The 20,122-nt window shown below is 72.8% G+C and carries 16 protein-coding genes; 8 read left to right on the plus strand and 8 right to left on the minus strand.

The window, feature by feature from the left end; translation table 11 throughout:
• Positions 1-25 precede the first annotated feature (25 nt).
• Complete coding sequence (locus OG381_RS07645) at positions 26-1,411, plus strand: MFS transporter (protein ID WP_327715350.1); 1,386 nt, start codon at positions 26-28, stop codon at positions 1,409-1,411.
• 64 nt (positions 1,412-1,475) lie between these two features.
• Here the strand turns inward: OG381_RS07645 and OG381_RS07650 are convergent, their stop codons facing one another.
• From OG381_RS07650 to lnt, 4 genes are all read right to left on the minus strand, one after another.
• The gene (locus tag OG381_RS07650) at positions 1,476-3,401 is read right to left on the minus strand and encodes a helix-turn-helix domain-containing protein (protein WP_327715351.1); all 1,926 of its coding nucleotides are present in this window, start codon (positions 3,399-3,401) and stop codon (positions 1,476-1,478) included.
• A gap of 66 nt (positions 3,402-3,467) precedes the next feature.
• Positions 3,468-4,268 carry a 3-hydroxybutyrate dehydrogenase gene (locus OG381_RS07655; RefSeq protein WP_327715352.1) on the minus strand — a complete coding sequence of 267 codons (801 nt, stop codon included), beginning with the start codon at positions 4,266-4,268 and terminating at the stop codon, positions 3,468-3,470.
• Between the two features lie 54 nt (positions 4,269-4,322).
• Entirely contained in the window at positions 4,323-4,802 is a 480-nt protein-coding gene (locus tag OG381_RS07660) for an NUDIX hydrolase (protein WP_327715353.1), read from the minus strand.
• Between the two features lie 10 nt (positions 4,803-4,812).
• On the minus strand, positions 4,813-6,423 hold the full coding sequence (lnt, locus tag OG381_RS07665) for an apolipoprotein N-acyltransferase (protein ID WP_327715354.1): 1,611 nt from the start codon (positions 6,421-6,423) through the stop codon (positions 4,813-4,815).
• 235 nt (positions 6,424-6,658) lie between these two features.
• On the opposite strand from lnt, the gene OG381_RS07670 reads away from it, so the two are divergent.
• The gene (locus tag OG381_RS07670; protein ID WP_327715355.1) at positions 6,659-7,732 is read left to right on the plus strand and encodes an O-antigen ligase family protein; all 1,074 of its coding nucleotides are present in this window, start codon (positions 6,659-6,661) and stop codon (positions 7,730-7,732) included.
• A 1-nt stretch (position 7,733) separates the two neighbouring features.
• Here OG381_RS07670 and OG381_RS07675 read toward each other — a convergent pair whose 3' ends face one another.
• Together OG381_RS07675 and OG381_RS07680 are read right to left on the minus strand one after the other, a co-directional pair.
• Entirely contained in the window at positions 7,734-8,279 is a 546-nt protein-coding gene (locus OG381_RS07675) for a hypothetical protein (protein WP_327715356.1), read from the minus strand.
• A gap of 94 nt (positions 8,280-8,373) precedes the next feature.
• Positions 8,374-9,159, minus strand: coding sequence for a glutamate racemase (locus OG381_RS07680; RefSeq protein WP_327715357.1), 786 nt, complete (start codon positions 9,157-9,159; stop codon positions 8,374-8,376).
• 66 nt (positions 9,160-9,225) lie between these two features.
• On the opposite strand from OG381_RS07680, the gene OG381_RS07685 reads away from it, so the two are divergent.
• Positions 9,226-10,392, plus strand: a complete 1,167-nt coding sequence (locus OG381_RS07685; protein WP_327722412.1) for a glycosyltransferase — start codon at positions 9,226-9,228, stop codon at positions 10,390-10,392.
• Between the two features lie 4 nt (positions 10,393-10,396).
• Here OG381_RS07685 and OG381_RS07690 read toward each other — a convergent pair whose 3' ends face one another.
• On the minus strand, positions 10,397-11,671 hold the full coding sequence (locus OG381_RS07690; protein ID WP_327722413.1) for a TerD family protein: 1,275 nt from the start codon (positions 11,669-11,671) through the stop codon (positions 10,397-10,399).
• 295 nt (positions 11,672-11,966) lie between these two features.
• Here OG381_RS07690 and OG381_RS07695 point away from each other — a divergent pair, with 295 nt between their 5' ends.
• From OG381_RS07695 to OG381_RS07710, 4 genes are all read left to right on the plus strand, one after another.
• The gene (locus OG381_RS07695; RefSeq protein WP_327715358.1) at positions 11,967-12,404 is read left to right on the plus strand and encodes a DUF6643 family protein; all 438 of its coding nucleotides are present in this window, start codon (positions 11,967-11,969) and stop codon (positions 12,402-12,404) included.
• Positions 12,405-12,446: 42 nt separating this feature from the next.
• Complete coding sequence (locus OG381_RS07700) at positions 12,447-13,277, plus strand: MOSC domain-containing protein (RefSeq protein ID WP_327715359.1); 831 nt, start codon at positions 12,447-12,449, stop codon at positions 13,275-13,277.
• Between the two features lie 169 nt (positions 13,278-13,446).
• Positions 13,447-14,052 (plus strand): Rv1733c family protein, encoded by a 606-nt coding sequence (locus OG381_RS07705; protein WP_327722414.1) that lies wholly within the window; start codon positions 13,447-13,449, stop codon positions 14,050-14,052.
• A 190-nt stretch (positions 14,053-14,242) separates the two neighbouring features.
• Entirely contained in the window at positions 14,243-16,681 is a 2,439-nt protein-coding gene (locus tag OG381_RS07710; RefSeq protein ID WP_327722415.1) for a right-handed parallel beta-helix repeat-containing protein, read from the plus strand.
• 9 nt (positions 16,682-16,690) lie between these two features.
• On the opposite strand, the gene OG381_RS07715 is transcribed toward OG381_RS07710, so the two are convergent.
• The gene (locus tag OG381_RS07715) at positions 16,691-18,982 is read right to left on the minus strand and encodes a hypothetical protein (RefSeq protein WP_327715360.1); all 2,292 of its coding nucleotides are present in this window, start codon (positions 18,980-18,982) and stop codon (positions 16,691-16,693) included.
• A gap of 292 nt (positions 18,983-19,274) precedes the next feature.
• Between OG381_RS07715 and OG381_RS07720 the strand changes: the two genes are divergently transcribed.
• Positions 19,275-20,105, plus strand: coding sequence for a DeoR/GlpR family DNA-binding transcription regulator (locus tag OG381_RS07720; RefSeq protein WP_327715361.1), 831 nt, complete (start codon positions 19,275-19,277; stop codon positions 20,103-20,105).
• The last annotated feature ends 17 nt before the right edge of the window (positions 20,106-20,122 follow it).

A 20,122-nucleotide genomic window follows, 5' to 3' on the forward strand; every position in this document is an offset into this window, starting at 1 on the left:
CGTCACACGCCAGGAAGTGGTACCGATGTCATCCCCCGCGACCGCTCCCCCAACTCCCTCCAGCCTCAAGCGCATAGTCGCCGCCAGCCTCATCGGCACGACCATCGAGTGGTACGACTTCTTTCTCTACGGATCCGCCGCGGCCCTCGTCTTCAACAAGCTGTTCTTCCCGGGCTCCGACCCGCTCGTCGGCACCCTGCTGTCGTTCCTGACGTACGCCGTCGGATTCGCCGCCCGTCCGCTCGGTGCCCTCGTCTTCGGGCACTACGGCGACCGGCTGGGACGCAAGAAGCTGCTGGTGCTGAGCCTGCTGCTGATGGGCGGGGCGACCTTCGCGATCGGGCTGCTGCCCACGCACGCGACCATCGGCTCGGCGGCACCCGTGCTGCTGACCGTGCTGCGCCTGGTCCAGGGCTTCGCGCTCGGCGGCGAGTGGGGCGGGGCCGTGCTGCTGGTGTCCGAGCACGGGGACGCCCGGCGGCGCGGGTTCTGGGCCTCCTGGCCGCAGACCGGCGCCCCCGCGGGGCAGTTGCTGGCCACCGGTGTGCTGTCCCTGCTCACCGCCCTCCTCTCGGACAGCGCCTTCACCAGCTGGGGCTGGCGGATCCCGTTCCTGCTCTCCGGCGTCCTCGTGATGGTCGGTTTGTGGATTCGTCTGTCTGTCGACGAATCACCGGTCTTCAAGCAGGCCCTGGCCCACGCCGAGGCCCGCAAGGCCGAGCAGGGGGCCGCCGCGGAGAAGCTCCCGATCGTCTCCGTACTGCGCCACCACTGGCGCGACGTGCTCATCGCGATGGGCGCGCGCATGGCCGAGAACATCAGCTACTACGTGATCACCGCGTTCATCCTCGTCTACGCCACCACCGCGGCCGACGTCTCCAAGCAGACCGCGTTGAACGCCGTACTGATCGCCTCCGCCGTGCACTTCGCGGTGATCCCGATGTGGGGCGCCCTGTCGGACCGGATCGGGCGACGGCCGGTGTACCTGCTGGGCGCGGCCGGGATCGGGCTGTGGATGTTCCCGTTCTTCTCCCTCATCGACACCGGCAGCTTCGGCAACCTGATCCTCGCCATCACCGTGGGTCTGGTGCTGCACGGGGCGATGTACGCGCCCCAGGCCGCCTTCTTCTCCGAGATGTTCGCGACCCGGATGCGCTACTCCGGCGCCTCCATCGGTGCCCAGTTCGCCTCGGTCGCCGCCGGAGCGCCCGCGCCGCTGATCGCCACCGCGCTCCTGGACGACTACGGCAGCTCCACCCCGATCGCCCTGTACGTCATCGCCGCGGCCGTCCTGACCCTCATCGCGGTGGGGGTGGCCAAGGAGACCCGCAACCGGGATCTCGCCGACGTCGACGCCCCCGCGGACACGGAGCCGGTGAAGGCCGCGACCGCGGACGCCCGCTCCGTCTGATCTCCCCCGACCGGCCCCCGTGCGCTCGCGCGTGCGGGGGCCGTTCCCGTGCCGACGCGCGCGCTCAGTGCTGTGAGGGTGCGGACAACCGGTGCAGGCGCAGGGCGAGCTGGATCTCCAAGGCGCGTGCGGGGCTCTGCCAGTCGTCGCCGAGGAGGCGGCCGACGCGCTCCAGACGTTGGGCGACCGTGTTCACGTGGACGTGCAGTTCGTCCTTGGTGCGGGCCGGGCTCATGCCGCAGGCGAAGTACGCGTCGAGAGTGCGCAGGAGATCGGTGCCGCGTCGTTCGTCGTAGGTGACGACCTGGCCGATGGTGCGGTCGACGAAGCCCGTGATGTCCCGGTCGCCCGCCAGGAGCAGACCGAGGAACCCGAAGTCCTCGGCCGCCGCCCCGTCGCCGGAACGGCCCAGGAGCCGCAGGGCGTCGAGGCAGCGGCGGCCCTCCTCGTAGGCGGCGGCCACGCTGTCCGGGCGGGTGGCCAGGTCCTCGACCGGGCCCGACGCGCCGACGGTGACGGCCTCGTGAACGGCCGTGCCGAGGTGGCCCGCGGTACGGCGGGCCAGGGCGGTCGCGGTGTCGCCGGGTCTCAGGGGCAGCAGCAGGACGGTGCCACCGTCGCGGGCGGCGGCCAGTCCGTGCCGGGTCGCCGCGAGGTGGGAGGCGGCGGACCACAGGCGTCGGCGGGCGTCCGCCTCCTGCTCGGCGTCGGCCGCGGTGCCGTCGAGCCGGGCGGCGAGGACGACATGGGTGGCGTCGAGGTCGGCGTGCAGCCGGGAGGCCCGTTCGCGCAGCAGGCGCGGGTCGCGGTCGCGGGCGTCGAGGAGGTCGTCCAACAGTTCGCCGCGGACACGCTGTTCGGCCTCGGCCGCCGAGCGTCTCGCGAGCAGCAGCAGCGAGGTGACCATCGCGGCGCGCTCCAGGGTGCGCTGGTCGACGGGGTCGAGTCCGGGGTGGCCGTGCAGCACGAGGGCGCCGAGCAGTTCGCCGCCGGCGGCGACGGCCGCGATCCAGTCGTCGCCGTGCCGTACGGCGTGCCCTTCGGCCCGGGAGGTTTCCAGTGCCTGGGCGGGCGTGGCGGCGGCCTCGGTGAACTCGACCTTGCCGTCGAGGACTTCGGCGACCGCGGCCGCCACGTCGTGCACCCCGCCACCGCGCAGCACGAGTTCGGCGAGCCGGTCGTGGACGTCGGAGGCGCGCTCGATGACGCCGCTGCGGTCGCGGATGATCTCGTTGGCCCGCTCCAGACCGGCGAGGGCCGAGCGGGTCTCGGTGAGCAGGTTCGCGGTGTCGATGGCGGCGGCGGCCAGGGCGGCGAAGGAGCCGAGCAGGGCGATCTGCTCCCGCTCGAAGACCCGGGCGCGCCGGTCGGCGGCGAACAGCACCCCGATGACGTGGTGGCCCAGCATCAGCGGCACGCCGAGGATGGCGACCAGGCCCTCGTCCCGTACGCCGCCGTCGATGGTGCGTGTGTGCTGGAAGCGCTCGTCCTTGAAGTAGTCGTCGGTGACATAGGGCCGGGCGGTCTGGGCGACGAGGCCGCCGAGCCCCTCGCCCATGCCGAGCCGCAGCTGCTGGAAGCGGGCGGCGACCGAGCCCTCGGTCACGCGCATGTAGGTGTCGCCGCGGACCGGGTCGTTCAGGCTGAGATAGGCGACGTCCGTGCCGAGCAGGGAGCGGGCGCGCTGCACGATCGCCTGGAGCACGGCGTCCAGGTCGCGCAGTCCCGCCAGGTCGTGCGCGGTCTCGAAGAGGGCGGAGAGCTCGGCCTCGCGCCTGCGCCGTCCCTCCAGCTCCGAGCGCACGCGCAGCGCCACCAGCTTGGCCTGCTCCAGGGCGGCGATCCGCTCGGCCGGCCGGCCCTCGGCGCGGGCGACCAGCACCGGCTGCTCGTAGGCGTCGGCGGACGCGCCCCTGGCCAGCAGCTCGAGGAACGGTGCCTCGGCGCTGCCGGCGGGGCGCTCGGCGGACTGCACGTGATCGCGGGACATGCTCACAGGATTCCTCATCGCACCGTCACCTCGTCAGCCCTGTGGACAACCCCGCCGGGGCGCGGCTCAGTGCGCCGTCCAGCCCCCGTCCATGACCAGGGACGTGCCGGTCACGAAGGACGCCTGCGGGCCGCACAGATACGCCACGGCCTCGGCGACGTCCTCGGGCTCGATGAGCCGCTTGACCGCGCTGTCCTGCAGCAGCACCTCGGCGAGGACGCGCTCCTCGGGGATGCCGTGCGCCTGTGCCTGGTCGGCGAGCTGCTTCTCGACCAGGGGGGTGCGCACATAGGCGGGGTTCACACAGTTCGAGGTGACACCGTGGGGCGCGCCCTCCAGGGCGGCCGTCTTGGAGAGCCCTTCCAGGCCGTGCTTGGCGGCCACGTACGCCGACTTGAACGCCGAGGCCCGCAGCCCGTGGACCGAGGACACGTTGACGATCCGGCCCCACCCCTGCCCGTACATGTGGGGCAGGGCGCCGCGGATGAGCCGGAACGGCGCCTCCAGCATCACCGTGAGCACGGTGTGGAAGACGTCGGGCGGGAACTCCTCGATGGGGCGCACGAGCTGCAGTCCGGCGTTGTTGACCAGTACGTCGGTGCCCGCCGCGGCGAGCTCGGCGGCGTCCAGGTCGGTCAGGTCGAGAACGTGCGGTTCGATGGCGCCCGCCAGGTTCCGGGCCCCGTCGGCGAGCTCCTCCAGCCCCCGCGCCTCCCGGTCGACCGCTCTGACCTTCGCCCCGGCGGCCGCGAGCCGCAGCGCACAGGCGCGGCCGATGCCACCGGCGGCGCCGGTGACGAGGGCGGTGCGGCCGCCGAGGTCGAGGGAGGAGGCGTGGGGGGCCGGGAGGGCGCTGGGCGGGGTCATGGCTCGACCCTAAGCAGCGCCCTTCACTGTCCCCATGTGGTCAGCACCCATACTTCACTCGGAAATCATGGGCTCGAACCATGTGGGTTCATCGGACAGTGCTTGCTTGATCCGGAACAGCTGGCGTTCGCCCATCGGGGGCAGCGCGTCCACCTCGAACCAGCCGACCGCGAGGGACTCGTCGTCGTTCACCCGTGCCTCGCCCCCGACGGCCCGGCAGCGGAAGGTGATGTCCATGAACTGGCACGTGTCGCCGTTGGGGTAGACGACCTCTCTCCCCGACCGGACGAGGACGACCCGCTCGACGACGCAGTGCACGCCCGCCTCTTCGTGGACCTCCCGGACGGCGGCGGCCGCGGGCTGCTCCCCGGGGTCGGGGATGCCCGAGATCACCGTCCACTCGTGGTTGTCCGCGCGCTGGCCCAGCAGGACCCGCCCCTCGTCGTCGAAGACGACGGCGCTGACGCCGGGCAGCCACAACAGCTGATGCCCGGCGGAGGCCCGGATCTCACGGATGAAGTCAGGAGTAGCCATGCCCCCGACCCTAACCGGCGGATCCCGCCCGCCTGTTGCGCACTCCCGCGCCGATCGCCCAGCCCAGGCCACCCGCCGCGACCAGCACCAGCAGCATCTCCGGCAGGATGCCCAGCTTGGTTGCCGGAGTCTCGGAGGAGCGCAGCGGCACCTTCTGGACGAGGGAGTCGGCGACGAACATGCCGGTCTTCTGGGTGATCCGCCCGTCCGGCATGATGATCGCGCTGACACCGCTGGTCACCGGCACCGTGACGGTCCGGCTGTGCTCCACGGCGCGCACCCGGGACATGGCGAGCTGCTGGTAGGTCATCTCGCTGCGGTCGAAGGTCGCGTTGTTGCTCGGCACGGAGATCAGCTGGGCGCCGTCGGTGACCTCGGAGCGCACGGCCCAGTCGAAGGCCGCCTCGTAGCAGGTGACGAGCCCGACCTTGGCGCCCGCCATGGTGAACACACCCGGTTCGGTGCCGCGGCTGAAGTCCTGGCGGACCATGGACGTCCAGTCGCTGTTGATCGCCCCGATGAGCGAGCGCAGCGGGAGGTACTCGCCGAACGGCTGGATCTGGCGCTTGTCGTAGGTGTCGGTCGGTCCCTTGACCGGGTCCCACAGGATCTGCTCGTTGTAGAGCTTGCCGTCCCGCTCGACGACTCCGCCGACCGAGATCGGCGCGCCGATGGCCTTGGCGGCGGCGTCGATGACGGCGCGCGCGTCCTCGTTGGCGAACGGGTCGATGTCGGAGGAGTTCTCCGGCCACAGCACGATGTCGGGCCTGGGCGTCTTGCCGGCCTTGACCTGGGCGGCCAGCCGCTCGGTCTCCCGTGCGTGGTAGTCGAGGACGGCCCGTCGCTGGGCGTTGAAGTCGAGGCCCGCGCGGGGCACGTTGCCCTGGATGGCCGCGACGGTGACGGTGCCGTTCTCGGCCTTGTCGCTGACCAGCGGGCGGGCGGCGACGGCCCCCACCACGGGAACGGCCACGCTCAGCAGGGCGACCACGGCGGCCGACCGGCGTACCTCTCGGGAGCGGCGCTTCTCCACCCCCAGCCGGACGGCCTCGTACAGCCCGAAGCCGCACAGGACGACCGCGAAGCCGAGCACAGGGGTCCCGCCCACCGCGGCGAGCGGAAGGAAGACGCCGTCGGCCTGACCGAACGCGATCTTGCCCCAGGGGAAGCCGCTGAACGGCGCACGCGCGCGTGCCGCCTCTCCGGCGACCCACAGGGCGGCCGCCCACAGCGGAGAGCCGGGCAGCTTGGACACGGTCGCGACACCCGCGCCGACCAGCGCGACGAAGACCGCCTCGATCACCACGAGCGCCAGCCACGGGCCGGGCCCGACCTCCACGCCGGTCCACACCAGCAGCGGCAGCAGGAAGCCCAGGCCGAAGAGGTAGCCGAGGCCCAGACCCGCCTTCCAGCTGCGGCCACGCAGTACCCAGCCGAAGACGGCGAACGCCGGGAGGGCGAGCCACCACAGGGGGCGCGGCGGGAAGCTGACGTAGAGCAGCACTCCGGAGAGTGCGGCGGCGAGAGCCGGGACGAAGCGCGCGAGGCGGGCCGTGCGCGAGGCGGGCGCGGCCGAATGCTGCTGGTCCGACTCGTCCACGGATGTTGCGGTGACGGTCACTCCCGGAGTGTACGGCGGTCGGCCTCGGCGCCGACAGCGCGGTCCGTGCGGTGGCACAGGGCTCCGGGGAACCCTTCTGACGCATCCTTCCTGCGCAACTCGTCCACAAACCGTCCATCAGCCGTTACCGTGTGCCGGAGCCTTTGTCGTACCGCCGGTCAGGCGGCCGTGCGACCGGGGCCCGGCACAGGTCGCGGGGGCGGCCGGTTCGGGGGGTCGGGTGGGGTCCACGGGGATGACGTCTGCGGCCGGTCCGGCAGCGGACGGCGACAGACGAAACGTTTCGGACGCGACGGGCGTGGTGGTGCTCGGGGCCTGCGCCACCTGGTCCCTGATCACGGCGGCCGTGCACGACGGCCGTCCCGAGGGCGTGCTGCTCGCCGTCCTCGCCGTGGCCGCCGGTTATGCGGCGGGACGGATCTGCGGAGCGATCCTGCAGGTCGCGGCGCTCTGTGCGGCGGCGGCCGCCGGGGTGGGCCTCACCGCCGCGGCCCCCCATCTCTCCGCCGGGCCCGAGATCGCCGCACCGCTGGGCCACGCGGGCTCCACCGCCGCCGTGCTGACCCTGTCCACGGGTGCCGTGTGCTGTGCCGCGTGGGCCGTGCGGGCGCCGACCTGGCGGCTCGTGCTGCGGGCGTCGGCCTTCGGGATCGTGGTGACCGCCGCCGTCCTGGGTTCGGGGAGCGGATGCGTCGCCTGTGCCGCGGTGCTGCTGTGCTCGCTCGCCGCGAGCCGTATGCGCGACCACCGCGGCGCCGGTTTCGCCGGGCTCGTCCTGACGGCGGCCCTGGTGACCGGGCTGGCCTGGGCGGTCGCCGGCAGGGCGGTACCGGAGGGACTCGCCGTGTCGCTGGAAGGCCAGCTGACCCGGCATCGCATCGGGCTGTGGCAGGACGCGCTGCACATGGCGCACAGCGACCCCGCCCTGGGCGTCGGCCCCGGACGCTTCGGCGAGCTCAGCACGACGGCGGCCCAGACGCTGCTGCCGGACGGCAAACCGCACTCGGCGCCGCTCCAGCAGGCCGCCGAACAGGGAGTCGTCGGCGTGGTCCTGCTCGCCGCGGCCTTCTGCTGGCTTCTCTACACCCTGTGGCGCTCCCCGCGCCCCACGCCGGTCGCGCTCACCGCGGGTGCGGCGCTCACCGCGCTCGCGGCCATCGCGGCGGTCGGCAACGCGCTCAGTTTCACGACGGTGTCGGTGGGCGCCGGCCTCCTGGCGGGGCTGGCCACGGCCCGCCCGCTGGCCGACGAGTCGGCGCGCCGCGAGTCGGACGACATCCGCCCCTGGGACGACCGACCGGCTCGGTGACCTAGTGCGCCCCGCCGTGCGATCGCGAACGCAGCCGGTCCCTGATGATCTGCACGGCGGCCTCGGCGTCGTCCACGGTGATCGTGAACGTGTGCCCGTCCCACAGGCTCAGCACGATGCCCTCGCCACGGCGTACGACGACGGCGGTGCCCTTCTCGGGCCGCCAGCGGTAGCCCCAGCCTCCCCAGTGGCGCGGGGTGACGTCATGGTCGACCTCGGCGCCCGCCACGTGCGACAGCAGGATGCGGCGGCGCGGCAGGCCCATGTGACCGCAGCGCACCTCGAGGGACTCCTCGTCGACCTTGAGCGCGACATGCACGAACGCCAGGGTGCCGAAGAGGACGAGCAGGCCGGCCGCGATGCATCCGACGACCGCCATGGCGAGCGGGGCGATGCCCGAGGTCCACGCCGAGTCGACGGCCAGCTCGATGCCGAGCGCCATGCACGCGGCGCCGACGAGCGCCAGCAGCCACTGGACCCGGTTGGTGGCGCGTCCGGTCCAGACGTCGGGATGCGGCGCGTTCACGCCGTGGGGGTGGTCCCTCATGCTTATGAGGTTACTCAGGTTTCGCTGTGCGGGTAGCGCGTGGCGGAGGGTGACCGGTCCGGTGGACCGATCGGGGCGCGTGCGCCGCGCCCCGTCAGCGGGCGGGGCTGACCGCCGAGAGGAAGCGGCCTTCCGCGTAGGTGAGCGCGGTCCCGGGCAGCTCCGCCTCACGTCCGCTGAGCAGCACGGTGAGACGGCCGTCGGCGGATGCCTCGGGAGCGGGCAGCTCGCCGATCCTGCGCAGTGCCTGGGCGACCACGGCTCCGGCGGTGCCGTGCAGGATGAGCGGCGCCCGGCCGGGCTGTTGCACTGCCGCGCGGATGCGCTCGGCGACCAGTTCGTAGTTGGTGCAGCCGAGGACGAGGGTCGTGATGTCGTCGGGGGTGCGTGCCGCGGCGGCGGCGATCGCGGCCTCGATGGCCGGCTCGTCGGCATGGTGGACGGCGTCCGCGAGCCCCGGGCACGGCACCTCGGCGACGTCCACGCCTATGGCGAACCGCTCGATGAGATCGCGCTGGTAGGGGCTGCCGGTGGTGGCGGGGGTCGCCCAGATGGCGAGGGGGCCACCGCCCGCGGCGGCCGGCTTGATCGCCGGAACGGTGCCGATGATCGGCAGGTCCGGCTCGAAACGGGCCCGCAGCGCGGGCAGCGAGTGCACCGAGGCGGTGTTGCAGGCGACGATCAGCACATCGGGACGGTGCGCCGCGGCGGCCTCGGCGACGGCCAGCGCCCGCTGCGTGATGTCCTCGGGGGTGCGCGGCCCCCAGGGCATCCCGTCGGGGTCCCAGGACAGGACGAGATCCGCGTCGGGCCTGAGCCGGCGTGCCGCGGCAGCGGCGGGAAGCAGGCCGATTCCGGAGTCCATGAGCGCGATCTTCACCCGGCCACGATAGACGATGAGCTCTTTCGGGCCGGTCCGGTGGGGGACACTGCGCCAGTGAGTGCCATGACGTGGACCGCCGCCGCTTCCCTCGCCGCCTGGCTGTGGCTGTTGCTCTGCCAGGGCTTCTTCTGGCGTACGGACGTCAGACTGCCCGAGCGGCGGGAACCCGACGAGTGGCCGTCCGTCTGCGTCGTCGTCCCCGCGCGCGACGAGGCCGCCGTCCTGCCCGCCAGTCTTCCGTCGCTGCTGGCCCAGGACTACCCCGGGACGGCCGAGGTCTTCCTCGTCGACGACGGCAGCTCGGACGGCACCGCGGAACTGGCCCGGGAACTGTCGCGACGGTACGGCGGGCTGCCGCTCACCGTGGCCTCGCCCGGTGAACCGCCCGCCGGGTGGACCGGCAAGCTGTGGGCGGTGCGCCATGGCATCGGCCTGGCACGCGCGCGTGACCCCGAGTACCTGCTGCTCACGGACGCGGACATCGCACACGAGCCGGAGAGTCTGCGCGCCTTGGTCGCGGCGGCGCGCACCGGCGGCTTCGACGTCGTGTCGCAGATGGCCCGGCTGCGGGTGGAGAGCCTGTGGGAGCGGCTGGTCGTGCCGGCCTTCGTCTACTTCTTCGCCCAGCTGTACCCCTTCCGCCGTATCGGGAGGAAGGGGTCCCGGACGGCGGCGGCCGCGGGCGGGTGCGTACTGCTGCGCACACAGAGCGCCGAGCGGGCGCGGATCCCGGACGCGATCCGGCACGCCGTCATCGACGACGTGGCGCTCGCGCGCGCGGTCAAGGGCGGGGGCGGTCACATCTGGCTGGGGCTGGCCGAGCGGGTGGACAGCGTCCGGCCGTATCCGCGGCTGCACGACCTGTGGCGCATGGTCTCGCGCAGCGCGTACGCGCAGTTGCGGCACAGCCTTCCGTTGCTGGCCGGAACGGTGGCCGGGCTGGCGCTGGTCTACCTGGTGCCGCCCGTGGCCCTGGCGGCGGGACTCGTCGCGGGGGATACGGCGGCCGCGGTCCTCGGCGGGCTCGCGTGGCTGGTGATGACGGGGACGTACGTCCCGATGCTTCGCTACTACCGGCAGCCCCTGTGGCTCGCTCCCCTGCTGCCGTTCACGGCGTTCCTCTACCTCCTGATGACGCTCGACTCGGCCGTCCAGCACTACCGGGGGCGCGGTGCGGCCTGGAAGGGCCGCACCTACGCACGTCCGGACGCGGTGCCCGACGAGGGCTGACCCGCTACTTGCGGCCGGGGGTCCAGTTCATGCCCCAGCCGTAGGCGTAGTCGACGGTCCGCTGAGGGCTGACTCCGCGCTCGGGCACCAGGTAGCGGGCTTCGCGCTGGACGACGAGGTCGGAGCCGGTGTTGGTGATCAGGGCGAGCGCGCAGACCGTCGAGGGGACGGTGCACTCGTCGAGGGAGAAGTCGATCGCGGCGCCGAACTGCGGCTGAAGGGTCACGGTGGCGTGCAGGTCGGCGAAGGAGCGCGCGCCCTCGTAGATCGTGACGAAGACGAGGATGCGCCGGAAGGCCTGCTTGTGGTCGAGGTTGACGGTGAGGTTCTCGCCGCTCGCGACGGCGCCGGTGCGGTCGTCGCCGTCGAGGTGGATGAACGGCGGCTGGTGCAGCGCGCCGAAGGCGTTGCCGAGTGCCTGGACGACGCCCTTGCTGCCGTCGGTGAGCTCGTACAGGGCGCACAGGTCCAGGTCGAGGTCGTTGTGCGTGGCGACCGGGCGGCCCAGTTTGCTCGCCCAGCCCGAGAACTGCTTGCGGACCTCCCAGTTGAGGTTCACGCGCATCGCGCCCGAGGTGCCGCCCTGCTTGGTCAGTGAGACCGACGGGGACGCCTTGGTGAGCGTGACCTTGGTGAGGCGGACCGGTTGCGCCGGAGGTGCCGGAGGGGCGGCCGGCGCAGGCGGCACGGTCACCGGCGGGGCGGTGACGGGCGGGGCGGTGACCGCGGGGGCCGCCGGTGCGGGCGGGGCGGCCTGCTGCGGTTCGTCCACGGTGATGCCGAAGTCCGTGGCCAGCCCTTCCAGCCCGCTGCTGTAGCCCTGGCCGACGGCACGGAACTTCCAGTTGCCCTGGCGGCGGTAGAACTCGCCGAGGACGAAAGCGGTTTCGACGCTGGCGCCGGTGCTGTCGAAGCGGGCGATCACCGTGCTCTGGGCGGCGTCCTTGACCTCGATGTAGAGGCCCGGCACCTGTCCGAACGACCCGCCGTCGCTGGAGGCGGCCAGGACCACCGTCTCGACGGCGGGCTCCACGCGCGCGAGGTCGACGAGAAGGGTGTCGACCACCCGGCCACCGGCGTTCTGCTTGCCCTCGTGACGGACCGCGCCGGAGGTGTGCGCCGGCTGGTTGTAGAAGACGAAGTCGCCGTCGGAACGGACCTTTCCGCCGACCAGGAGCAGCGCCGACGCGTCCGCGTCGGGTACGCCCGGTCCGGAACTCCAGCCCAGTTCGACCCGCAGTGCCGTCGTCGGCACCGGAGCATTGGACCCTTTCGACATTGACATGTCCGCCCCCATCACGTGTCACCGCGCCAGGCATGTCCCGGCAGCCCGTTGTTCTCTACGGGGCCAACCTATTCCCCGCGACAGCGAACTCCCATCCGGTGCACAGGGAGATCGCCCGCCAACCCTGGGTAACCCGCTCGGAACTCGGCCTTTACAGGATCGGAGCCTGTGCCGCTGCCCCTTTTCCCCACCTTCGCTCGCATTGGGGATCCGACGTCACTGCCGACACGGAAAACAACCCTCTTATCGGTCTCCCCAACCAGCACATCGTGGGCTTAACTTATGTGCCATGACCTCCCCCCGCTCCACTTATGGCGGCGGCTACTACTCCGCCTCCTTCCCGGACACTCCGATCTACGACTCGCTCGTGGCCGAGCGGGGTACCCCGCAGATCGCCCCGATCCGGGTCCCCGCCGAGTACGCCATGCCGAGCAGCAACAACCTGCCCGCGCTGCCGTCGGCACTGCCCGCCCTCCCGGCGGGTCCCTCCCAGCCCTCCTACGGCTACCCGCAGGCGCAGCAGCCGGCTCCGCTGCAACAGGCGCCCGCCGCGTACATCCCGCAGCAGGCCGGCGCCCCGCGCGGCTATCCCGGTCCGCAGCCACAGCAGCCCCGTCCGGCGGCGGCGCAGGGCATGGGCTACGAGGCGATGCGCCCCGCGGCTCCCCGCCCCGCTCCGGCTCCGTACCAGGACCCGTACAACAACCAGCAGTACCGCGGCTACTGAGCCGACCCCCGGACACCGCGTGCCTGCTGGCACGATGGGTTCATGGGTAATGCGCGGCTTCAGTCGATTCACGTCCATCCGGTCAAGGCGTTCCGGGGCCTCGCGCCCGGGGAGGCCGACGTGGAGCCCTGGGGGCTGGCCGGGGACAGGCGCTGGGCGCTGATCGACGACGGGGGAAAGGTCGTCACGCAACGCCGGGAGCCGCGTGTCGCGCTTGCCGCCGCCGAGCTGCTGCCCGGCGGCGGCGTCCGGCTGTCCGCGCCCGGCATGGAGCCGCTGGAGGTCCCCGTACCGCGCCCGGTCGGCACCGTGCCGGTGACGATCTTCCGGGACAAGGTGGAGGCGGTGCCCGCCGAGGACGCGGCCGCGCACGCCTGGTGCAGCGACTATCTCGGCGCGGACGCCCGTCTGGTGCACATGGACGATCCCGCCACGCGCCGGCCCGTCGATCCGGAGTACGCGCTCGACGGAGAGACCGTTTCCTTCGCCGACGGCTTTCCCCTGCTGCTCACCACGACGGCCTCGCTCGACGCCCTGAACTCCCTGATCGCGCAGGGTGATCACGCCGACGAGGGTCCGCTGCGCATGGACCGGTTCCGGCCCAACGTGGTCGTGTCGGGCACCGATGCCTGGGCCGAGGACGACTGGTCGCTGCTCTCGATCGGCGAGGTCGTCTTCCGGGTCGCCAAGACCTGTGGGCGCTGTGTCGTGACCACCACCGACCAGTCCACCGCCGCCCGCGGCAGGGAACCTCTGCACACCCTGGGACACCACCGTCGCCTGGGCGGAAAGCTGGTCTTCGGGCAGAACCTGGTGGCCCGGTCCCGTGGCACGATCCGCGTCGGCGACCCCGTCACGATCCTCGATCGGTAGAGACCCGCTCAACGCCTGATGTGCGGGAACCCACCGCGGGGGACCGCGCGTTGATAATCGTGAGAAGTTCATGAGAGGTCCGGCTGGTGATTTCGCTCTCTCTTTGACCGGGCCTGCACGTGAACATCTCCGCCAGGGGTTATCACGGAGCGGGAAGGGGGTGCGGACAGTGCGAGCGATGAGCGGACTCTGGCGCTGGCGGCGCAATCCGCTGCGCCGTGCGACCGATCTGGCCGAGGCCTGGGTCGCCCTCGCGGCCCTGCTGCTCATCCTGGTCGTCGCGCCGGTGGCCGGCGTCGTCGTGGGCGGCCTCGCCCAGGACTCCCTCCAGGAATCGGTGCGCGACCAGCGCGGCACCCGTCATGTGGTGACGGCGACCGTGGCCCGCAAGCTGGACCGGTCCCCGCTGGACGCCGACCCCGAGACCTCCACCGGGCGGGAGATGCGCACCCGCGTCCTCGCCGACTGGACCGCGCCGGACGGCACCGCACAGCACGGCCCGGTGCTGGCGAACCTCAAGGACCCGCATCGGGGCGACCACTTCACCATCTGGACGGACGCCCGGGGCCACATAGTGGCCCGGCCGCTGGACTCCGCGACCGCCACGACCCATGCCGTCCTCGCCGGCTTCGGTGCGGCCCTGCTCGGCATCGGACTCGTCGAGAGTGCCCGCCGGTTGATCGTCTGGCGCATGGTCCGTCGCCGGTACGCCCGTTGGGACCAGGCCTGGGAGCGGGTGGGCCCGGACTGGGGCAGGACCGGCACCGGCAGCTGACAGCCTTCCCTCTCTGGTCAACCCACCGCCTGCGCGCACGCTACGGTGGACCGGCCGAACTTCTTCGGCAGCACGAACCCGCGAGCGAGCGAGCCGCAGGGACGTGCCGGTGTCCGGCAGTTGACGTCGGTACCGGTGTCCCGACGGCCCGCGAGCCATGAGTACCGCACAGTGGGGGCACGGCAACGCCATGGCACAGGGCACGGTCCAGGTGACGCACACCGGTACCTCGCGGTGGCGGCGCCGCACGGGTGAGTACGCATCGCTCGCCGCCGCCCTGGAGGCCGCGGCCGACGGCGACGTCCTCACGGTCGCCCCCGGCACCTACCGGGAGAACCTCGTCGTGCAGCGGGCGGTGACCCTGCGCGGGCCTGAGGGCTCCCCCGGCTCGGTGCGGATCGCGCCCCTCGACGGGGTGCCGCTGACCGTGCGCGCCTCGGCGGTGGTCCAGGACCTGCACGTGGAGGGCCAGGACGCGGCAGCGCCCGCGCTGCTCGTCGAGGAGGGCACCCCGGAGCTGACGGACATCCGGATCGTCACCCGGTCCGCGGCCGGGATAGAGGTGCGCGGCGGCGCCCGGCCCACCGTGCGGCGCTGCACCGTCGACAACCCGGCCGGGATCGGCATCGCCGTACTCGACGACGGGGGCGGCGTGTTCGAGGAGTGCGAGGTCGTGGCGGCCGGCCAGGCCGGCGTCGCGGTCCGCGGCGGGGCCCATCCGCGCCTGGAGCGCTGCCGGGTGCATCACGCGTCGGGTGTGGGCCTGTCGGTGACCGGGGAGAACTCCGCGCTGGAAGCGGTGGGTTGCGAGGTCTACGAGGTCCGTGGCAGCGGGGTGCAGATCACCGGCAAGGCCACCGCGCACCTCACCGACTGCGATGTGCACCGCACCACCGGGGACGGCGTCACGCTCGACACGGACGCCGTGCTGACCCTGGCCGACTGCACCATCCACGACATCCCCGAGAACGCGGTGGACCTCAGGTCGCGTGCCGTCCTCACCCTCACACGCACGACGGTGCGCCGGTTCGGGCGCAACGGCCTGTCGGTGTGGGATCCGGGCACGCGCGTGGACGCCAACCAGTGCGAGATCTTCGACAGCACCGGCGACTATCCCGCGGTGTGGGTGAGCGACGGGGCGACCGTGGTGCTGGACTCGTGCCGGGTGCACGACGTGCCGGACGCGCTGTTCGTCCTGGACCGCGGCTCCCGCGCGGACGTCGTCGACAGCGACCTCTCCCAGGTGCGCAACACCGCGGTGTCGGTGAGCGACGGAGCCACCGCGCAACTCGACGACTGCCGTATCCGGGACGCGGCCACCGGCGCCTGGTTCCGGGACCACGGCAGTGGCGGCACCCTCAACAACTGCACGGTGGACGGCACCCAGACCGGCGTGATCGTCACCAAGGGCGCCGACCCGACGATCGAGCGGTGCACGGTCGACTCCCCCGCCGAGGCGGGCTTCTACGTGTCGGCGGGCGGCCGGGGCAGCTTCCTCAACTGCCGGGTCACCGGCAGCGGCGGCTACGGCTTCCATGTGATCGACGGGTCCCGTACGACGCTCAGGAAGTGCCGCACGGAGCGGTGCGCACGGGGCGGTTACGAGTTCGCGGACGCCGGCCCGGACACGGGATCCGGCGTCGGCCCGGTCGTCGAGGACTGCACGAGCGACGAGAGCGCGGGGCTGCGCCCGTCCGCCGACCCGGAGCCCGTCGTGCAGACGGCGAGCCAGTCCCCCGGTCTGCTCGGCGCGATCCCCGGGCAGCGCATCACCGAGCCGGAGCAGCCTGCCGCCCCCGCCGAGCCGGAGCAGCCCGCGCGCACCTCCCAGGCCGTCATGGGCGAACTCGACGCCCTGGTGGGCCTGGACAGCGTCAAGCGCGAGGTGCGGGCCCTCACCGACATGATCGAGGTCGGCCGGCGCCGCCGGGAGGCGGGCCTCAAGGCGGCCTCGGTCAAACGCCACCTGGTCTTCACCGGCTCCCCCGGAACCGGCAAGACGACGGTCGCCCGCCTCTACGGCGAGATCCTCGCCTCCCTCGGTGTCCTGGAGAAGGGCCACCTCGTCGAGGTGTCCCGCGTCGACCTGGTCGGCGAGCACATCGGCTCCACCGCGATCCGCACCCAGGAGGCCTTCGACAAGGCGCGCGGCGGTGTGCTGTTCATCGACGAGGCGTACGCGCTCTCCCCCGAGGACTCCGGCCGCGACTTCGGCAAGGAGGCCATCGACACCCTGGTGAAGCTCATGGAGGACCACCGGGACGCGGTCGTGGTGATCGTCGCGGGCTACACGGCCGAGATGGAGCGGTTCCTCTCGGTCAACCCCGGGGTGGCGTCCCGCTTCTCACGGACCATCACCTTCGGCGACTACACCCCCGACGAACTGCTGCGGATCGTGGAGCAGCAGGCCGACGAGCACGAGTACCGACTGGCGTCGGGCGCGCCGGAGGCTCTCCTCAAGTACTTCACGGCGATCCCCAAGGGCCCCGCCTTCGGCAACGGCCGCACCGCCCGCCAGACGTTCGAGGCCATGGTCGAGCGGCACGCGAGCCGCGTCGCCCAGTTCGCGGAGCCCAGCACGGACGATCTGACGCTGCTGTACGCGGAGGACCTGCCGGAGCTCGGCTGACCTGAGCGGCTACCGCTGCGCCGGTACGTCCGGACGCAGCCGGGCCAGCAGCTTCGTCCGCTCCTGCGCGAAGCCGGGGTCGGCCTGGTAGTCGGAGTGGCCCAGGATCGGTGTGGGCAGCGGGTGCTGCTCGGTGCGGCCGTAGGCCAGCGGGTCCTCGAGGGGTTCGTGGTCGACCTCGGGGCCGCATTCGCCAGGCAGTCGGACCGGGCCGCCGATGGGGTCGGTGGGTCGGTACAGGTTGCGCCAGCAGGCGACGTCGTGGTGCAGGGCGCTGAGCGCGGCCGGCCCGAAGTGGGCGGGGAACCAGCGGCCGTAGAGCCGCTCGAGCGGTGAGCCGTACGTCAGCAGCGCGACCCGCCTGCGGTCGGCCGGCGTCAGCTGCCAGGCCGCCGCGGCGGCGAGGACGCTGCCCTGGGAGTGCCCGGAGATCACCAGACGGCCGCCGGTGGCGCGGGTCCAGGTGGCTATCCGCCAGGTCAGGTCGGGCACCGCGCGCTCGGCGTAGCAGGGCGGCGAGAAGGGGTGGGCGGCGCGCGGCCAGAACGTGCCGACGTCCCACAGGATGCCGATGGTACGGCGTGCGGAGGGGTCCTTGTAGGCGCGTCGGCCCCAGGTGACGAACAGTATGAAGCCGAACCCGATCAGCCAGGAGCCGAGCGCCTGCGCGGTGTCGGCGGCGCCCTGGACGAAGGCGTACGTCCGGTCCGCCGCCTCGCCGGGTGTTTTGCCGGTGGCGAGGGCGCCCACCAGTGCGGCGGCGCCCAGGAGCAGGGTGGTGGCGGAGGTGACGGCGACGATCAGCGGGGCCCGGTCGGTGAGTGCGGCCAGCGCGCGGGCGTTGGCGATACGCCGGGTGCGGGCGCGGTCCTTGGGCTTGTCCGGGTAGTCGCGGTCCACGGCGGCCAGTTCGGTGCGGCGCAGCTGCCAGGTGCGGCGTCCCAGCCAGCCGCACAGCACCAGCAGGACGACGATGAGCGGCGGGATCACGGACGCCTGCCAGGTCAGCAGGACGGGTGGTCCGGTGATGGTGGTTCCGGTGCCGTCCAGCCAGTCGGCCACGCGCTGGGACACTCCGCCGGACATCACCCCGCCGAGGGCGCAGGCGAGCATCGCGACGGCGGGCCCGCCCAGGCCGCGCATGGCGGCGCGCGGGTCGGGGTGGGTGCGGTGCAGGGTGTGGGCCACGACGGCCATGACGATCACGATCAGTCCCTGGCCCAGGGCGATGGTGCCGAAGGTGGCGTCGCCGGGCAGCCGCCCCCGCGACTCCCATCCCGGGCGGTCCCAGCCGGCGTAGAGCATGGTCAGGGCGAGCAGGCCGAGCGCGGCGAGCGGCAGACGTCGTACGAGGTGCTCGTCGAGCTCCCGGTCGAGGCGGTTCTCGCTGCGGCCGCGGCGGCAGACCACCCAGACGACCATGACCGCGCCGCCGGCCAGCGCCACCATCAGGAGCCGGCCCAGCGCGTCGAGCAGGGCAGGTCCGTCGGGTCGGCGGTCGAAGCGGGCCGCCGCGGAGCCGACGGCCGCGGCGACCGTGAGCAGGGCCGCGGCGGTGTGGGCGGCACGCAGCCGGGCCACCAGTCGGCGTCCGTACCAGAAGCCGGGGCGGCCGAGGGCGGTGCGGGCCGTGTCCTCGTCGGGCTCGGCCGGGCGGGACATCGGCGCCTGCGACTCGTAGGCGTTCCAGGTGCGGTGGGACAGGTACCACAGCAGGCAGGTGAGCACGGCGGGGAGCAGGGCGGCGAGGGCGAGTCTGCGGCCGGGGCGGCTCCACCAGCCGCCGTCGGAGACGGTCGGCGACAGGAAGCCCAGCCAGGAATGCCGGTCGGCACACGCGCGGGTGCCCGCGCACTGCCATGCCGTGAGATCGAGGGCCACCTCGCAGACGGCCGCGACCAGCAGCACCGTCAGGGACAGTCCCGCCAGTCGCACCAGCAGCCCGTACAGCCGGACCGTGCGGGTGCGGCCGCGGGCGGCGGGGCGCATCCAGTGGGCGAGGTTGACCACCATGAACGGGAGCAGCAGCAGCCACAGGGCGCGCGAGGCGTTGCCGGAGGTGAGGTTGCACCAGACGTAGGCCTCGGGCACCGGCTCGCGCCGCGGGTTGCCGGGTCCGGTGTCGGCCTCGGCGTCGTCGGCGCGCCGGAACACGGCCGCCGTGTCGTCGCCGGTGATCCGTACCGTCCGCGGATCGTCGAGCATCTTCTCGGGCGTCGTACCGCCCACCCCGTGGACCAGCAGCTCCAGTGCGAAGCCCTCCGGCCCGCCCGTCGAGGCACGTTCCTGCGCATGTTCCACTGTGTCGCTCTTCCCCCGTGACGCGCCGTCCGCATATGTCGGTGCGGCCTCAAGGATCTCCGCTGAGGCCGCGCCCTACACCTCTCGTCACGGAATCTCCCCGTTCCGTGTGACGGTCGGGACGGAGGATACGGCCGAAGTGACATGAGCGCGTCGTGACGGTCGGTGGCGCGACCGGTACCGTGCCGTGCGAGGATGGGGCGTCCATGCACCGGGAGCGGCGAGAATGTCCTCGTCGGAGCAGGTGTGCGGGGCGTGTCGGACGGGTTGAGGCGAAAGGACCGGAGCGTACGTGAGCGAGAATCAGAACCTCCTCGCGGAGCAGCGGCGCGCGCTCATCCTGGACGAGGTCCGGCGTCGCGGCGGCGTCCGGGTCAACGAGCTGACCCGCAAGCTCGGCGTGTCGGACATGACCGTGCGTCGTGATCTCGACGCGCTCGCCCGGCAGGGTGTTCTGGAGAAGGTGCACGGCGGCGCGGTCCCGGTGGTCGAGGCGAGCACGCACGAGCCGGGTTTCGAGGCCAAGTCGGGCCTGGAACTGACCGCCAAGGAGGACATCGCGCGAGCGGCGGCCGAACTGGTGGCCCCGGGCTCCGCGATCGCCCTCTCGGGCGGTACGACGACGTACGCGCTCGCCCACCATCTGCTCGACGTGCCGGACCTCACGGTCGTCACCAACTCGGTGCGGGTGGCCGACGTCTTCCACGCGGCGCAGCGCACCACGGGCCCCCGCCAGGGTGCGGCCACGGTCGTGCTGACCGGCGGTGTGCGGACGCCGTCCGACTCGCTGGTGGGCCCGGTGGCCGACCAGGCGATCGCGGCGCTCCACTTCGACGTGCTGTTCCTCGGGGTCCACGGGATATCGGTCGAGGCCGGGCTGTCCACGCCGAACCTCGCCGAGGCGGAGACCAACCGCCGTCTGGTGCAGTCGGCGCGGCGGGTCGTGGTGGTCGCCGACCACACCAAGTGGGGCACGGTGGGCCTGAGTTCGTTCGCGGCGCTGGAGCAGGTCGACACGCTGGTGACGGACGCGGGGCTGCCGACGGCGGCGCGCGAGGAGGTCGCCGAGCATCTGCGGCGGCTGGTGGTGGCCGGTGAGCCCGGTGGGGCCGCAGACAGCTGACTGGCTGTCAGTTAGGG

The sequence above is a fragment of the Streptomyces sp. NBC_00490 genome, from assembly GCF_036013645.1.
Lineage (GTDB): Bacteria > Actinomycetota > Actinomycetes > Streptomycetales > Streptomycetaceae > Streptomyces > Streptomyces canus_F.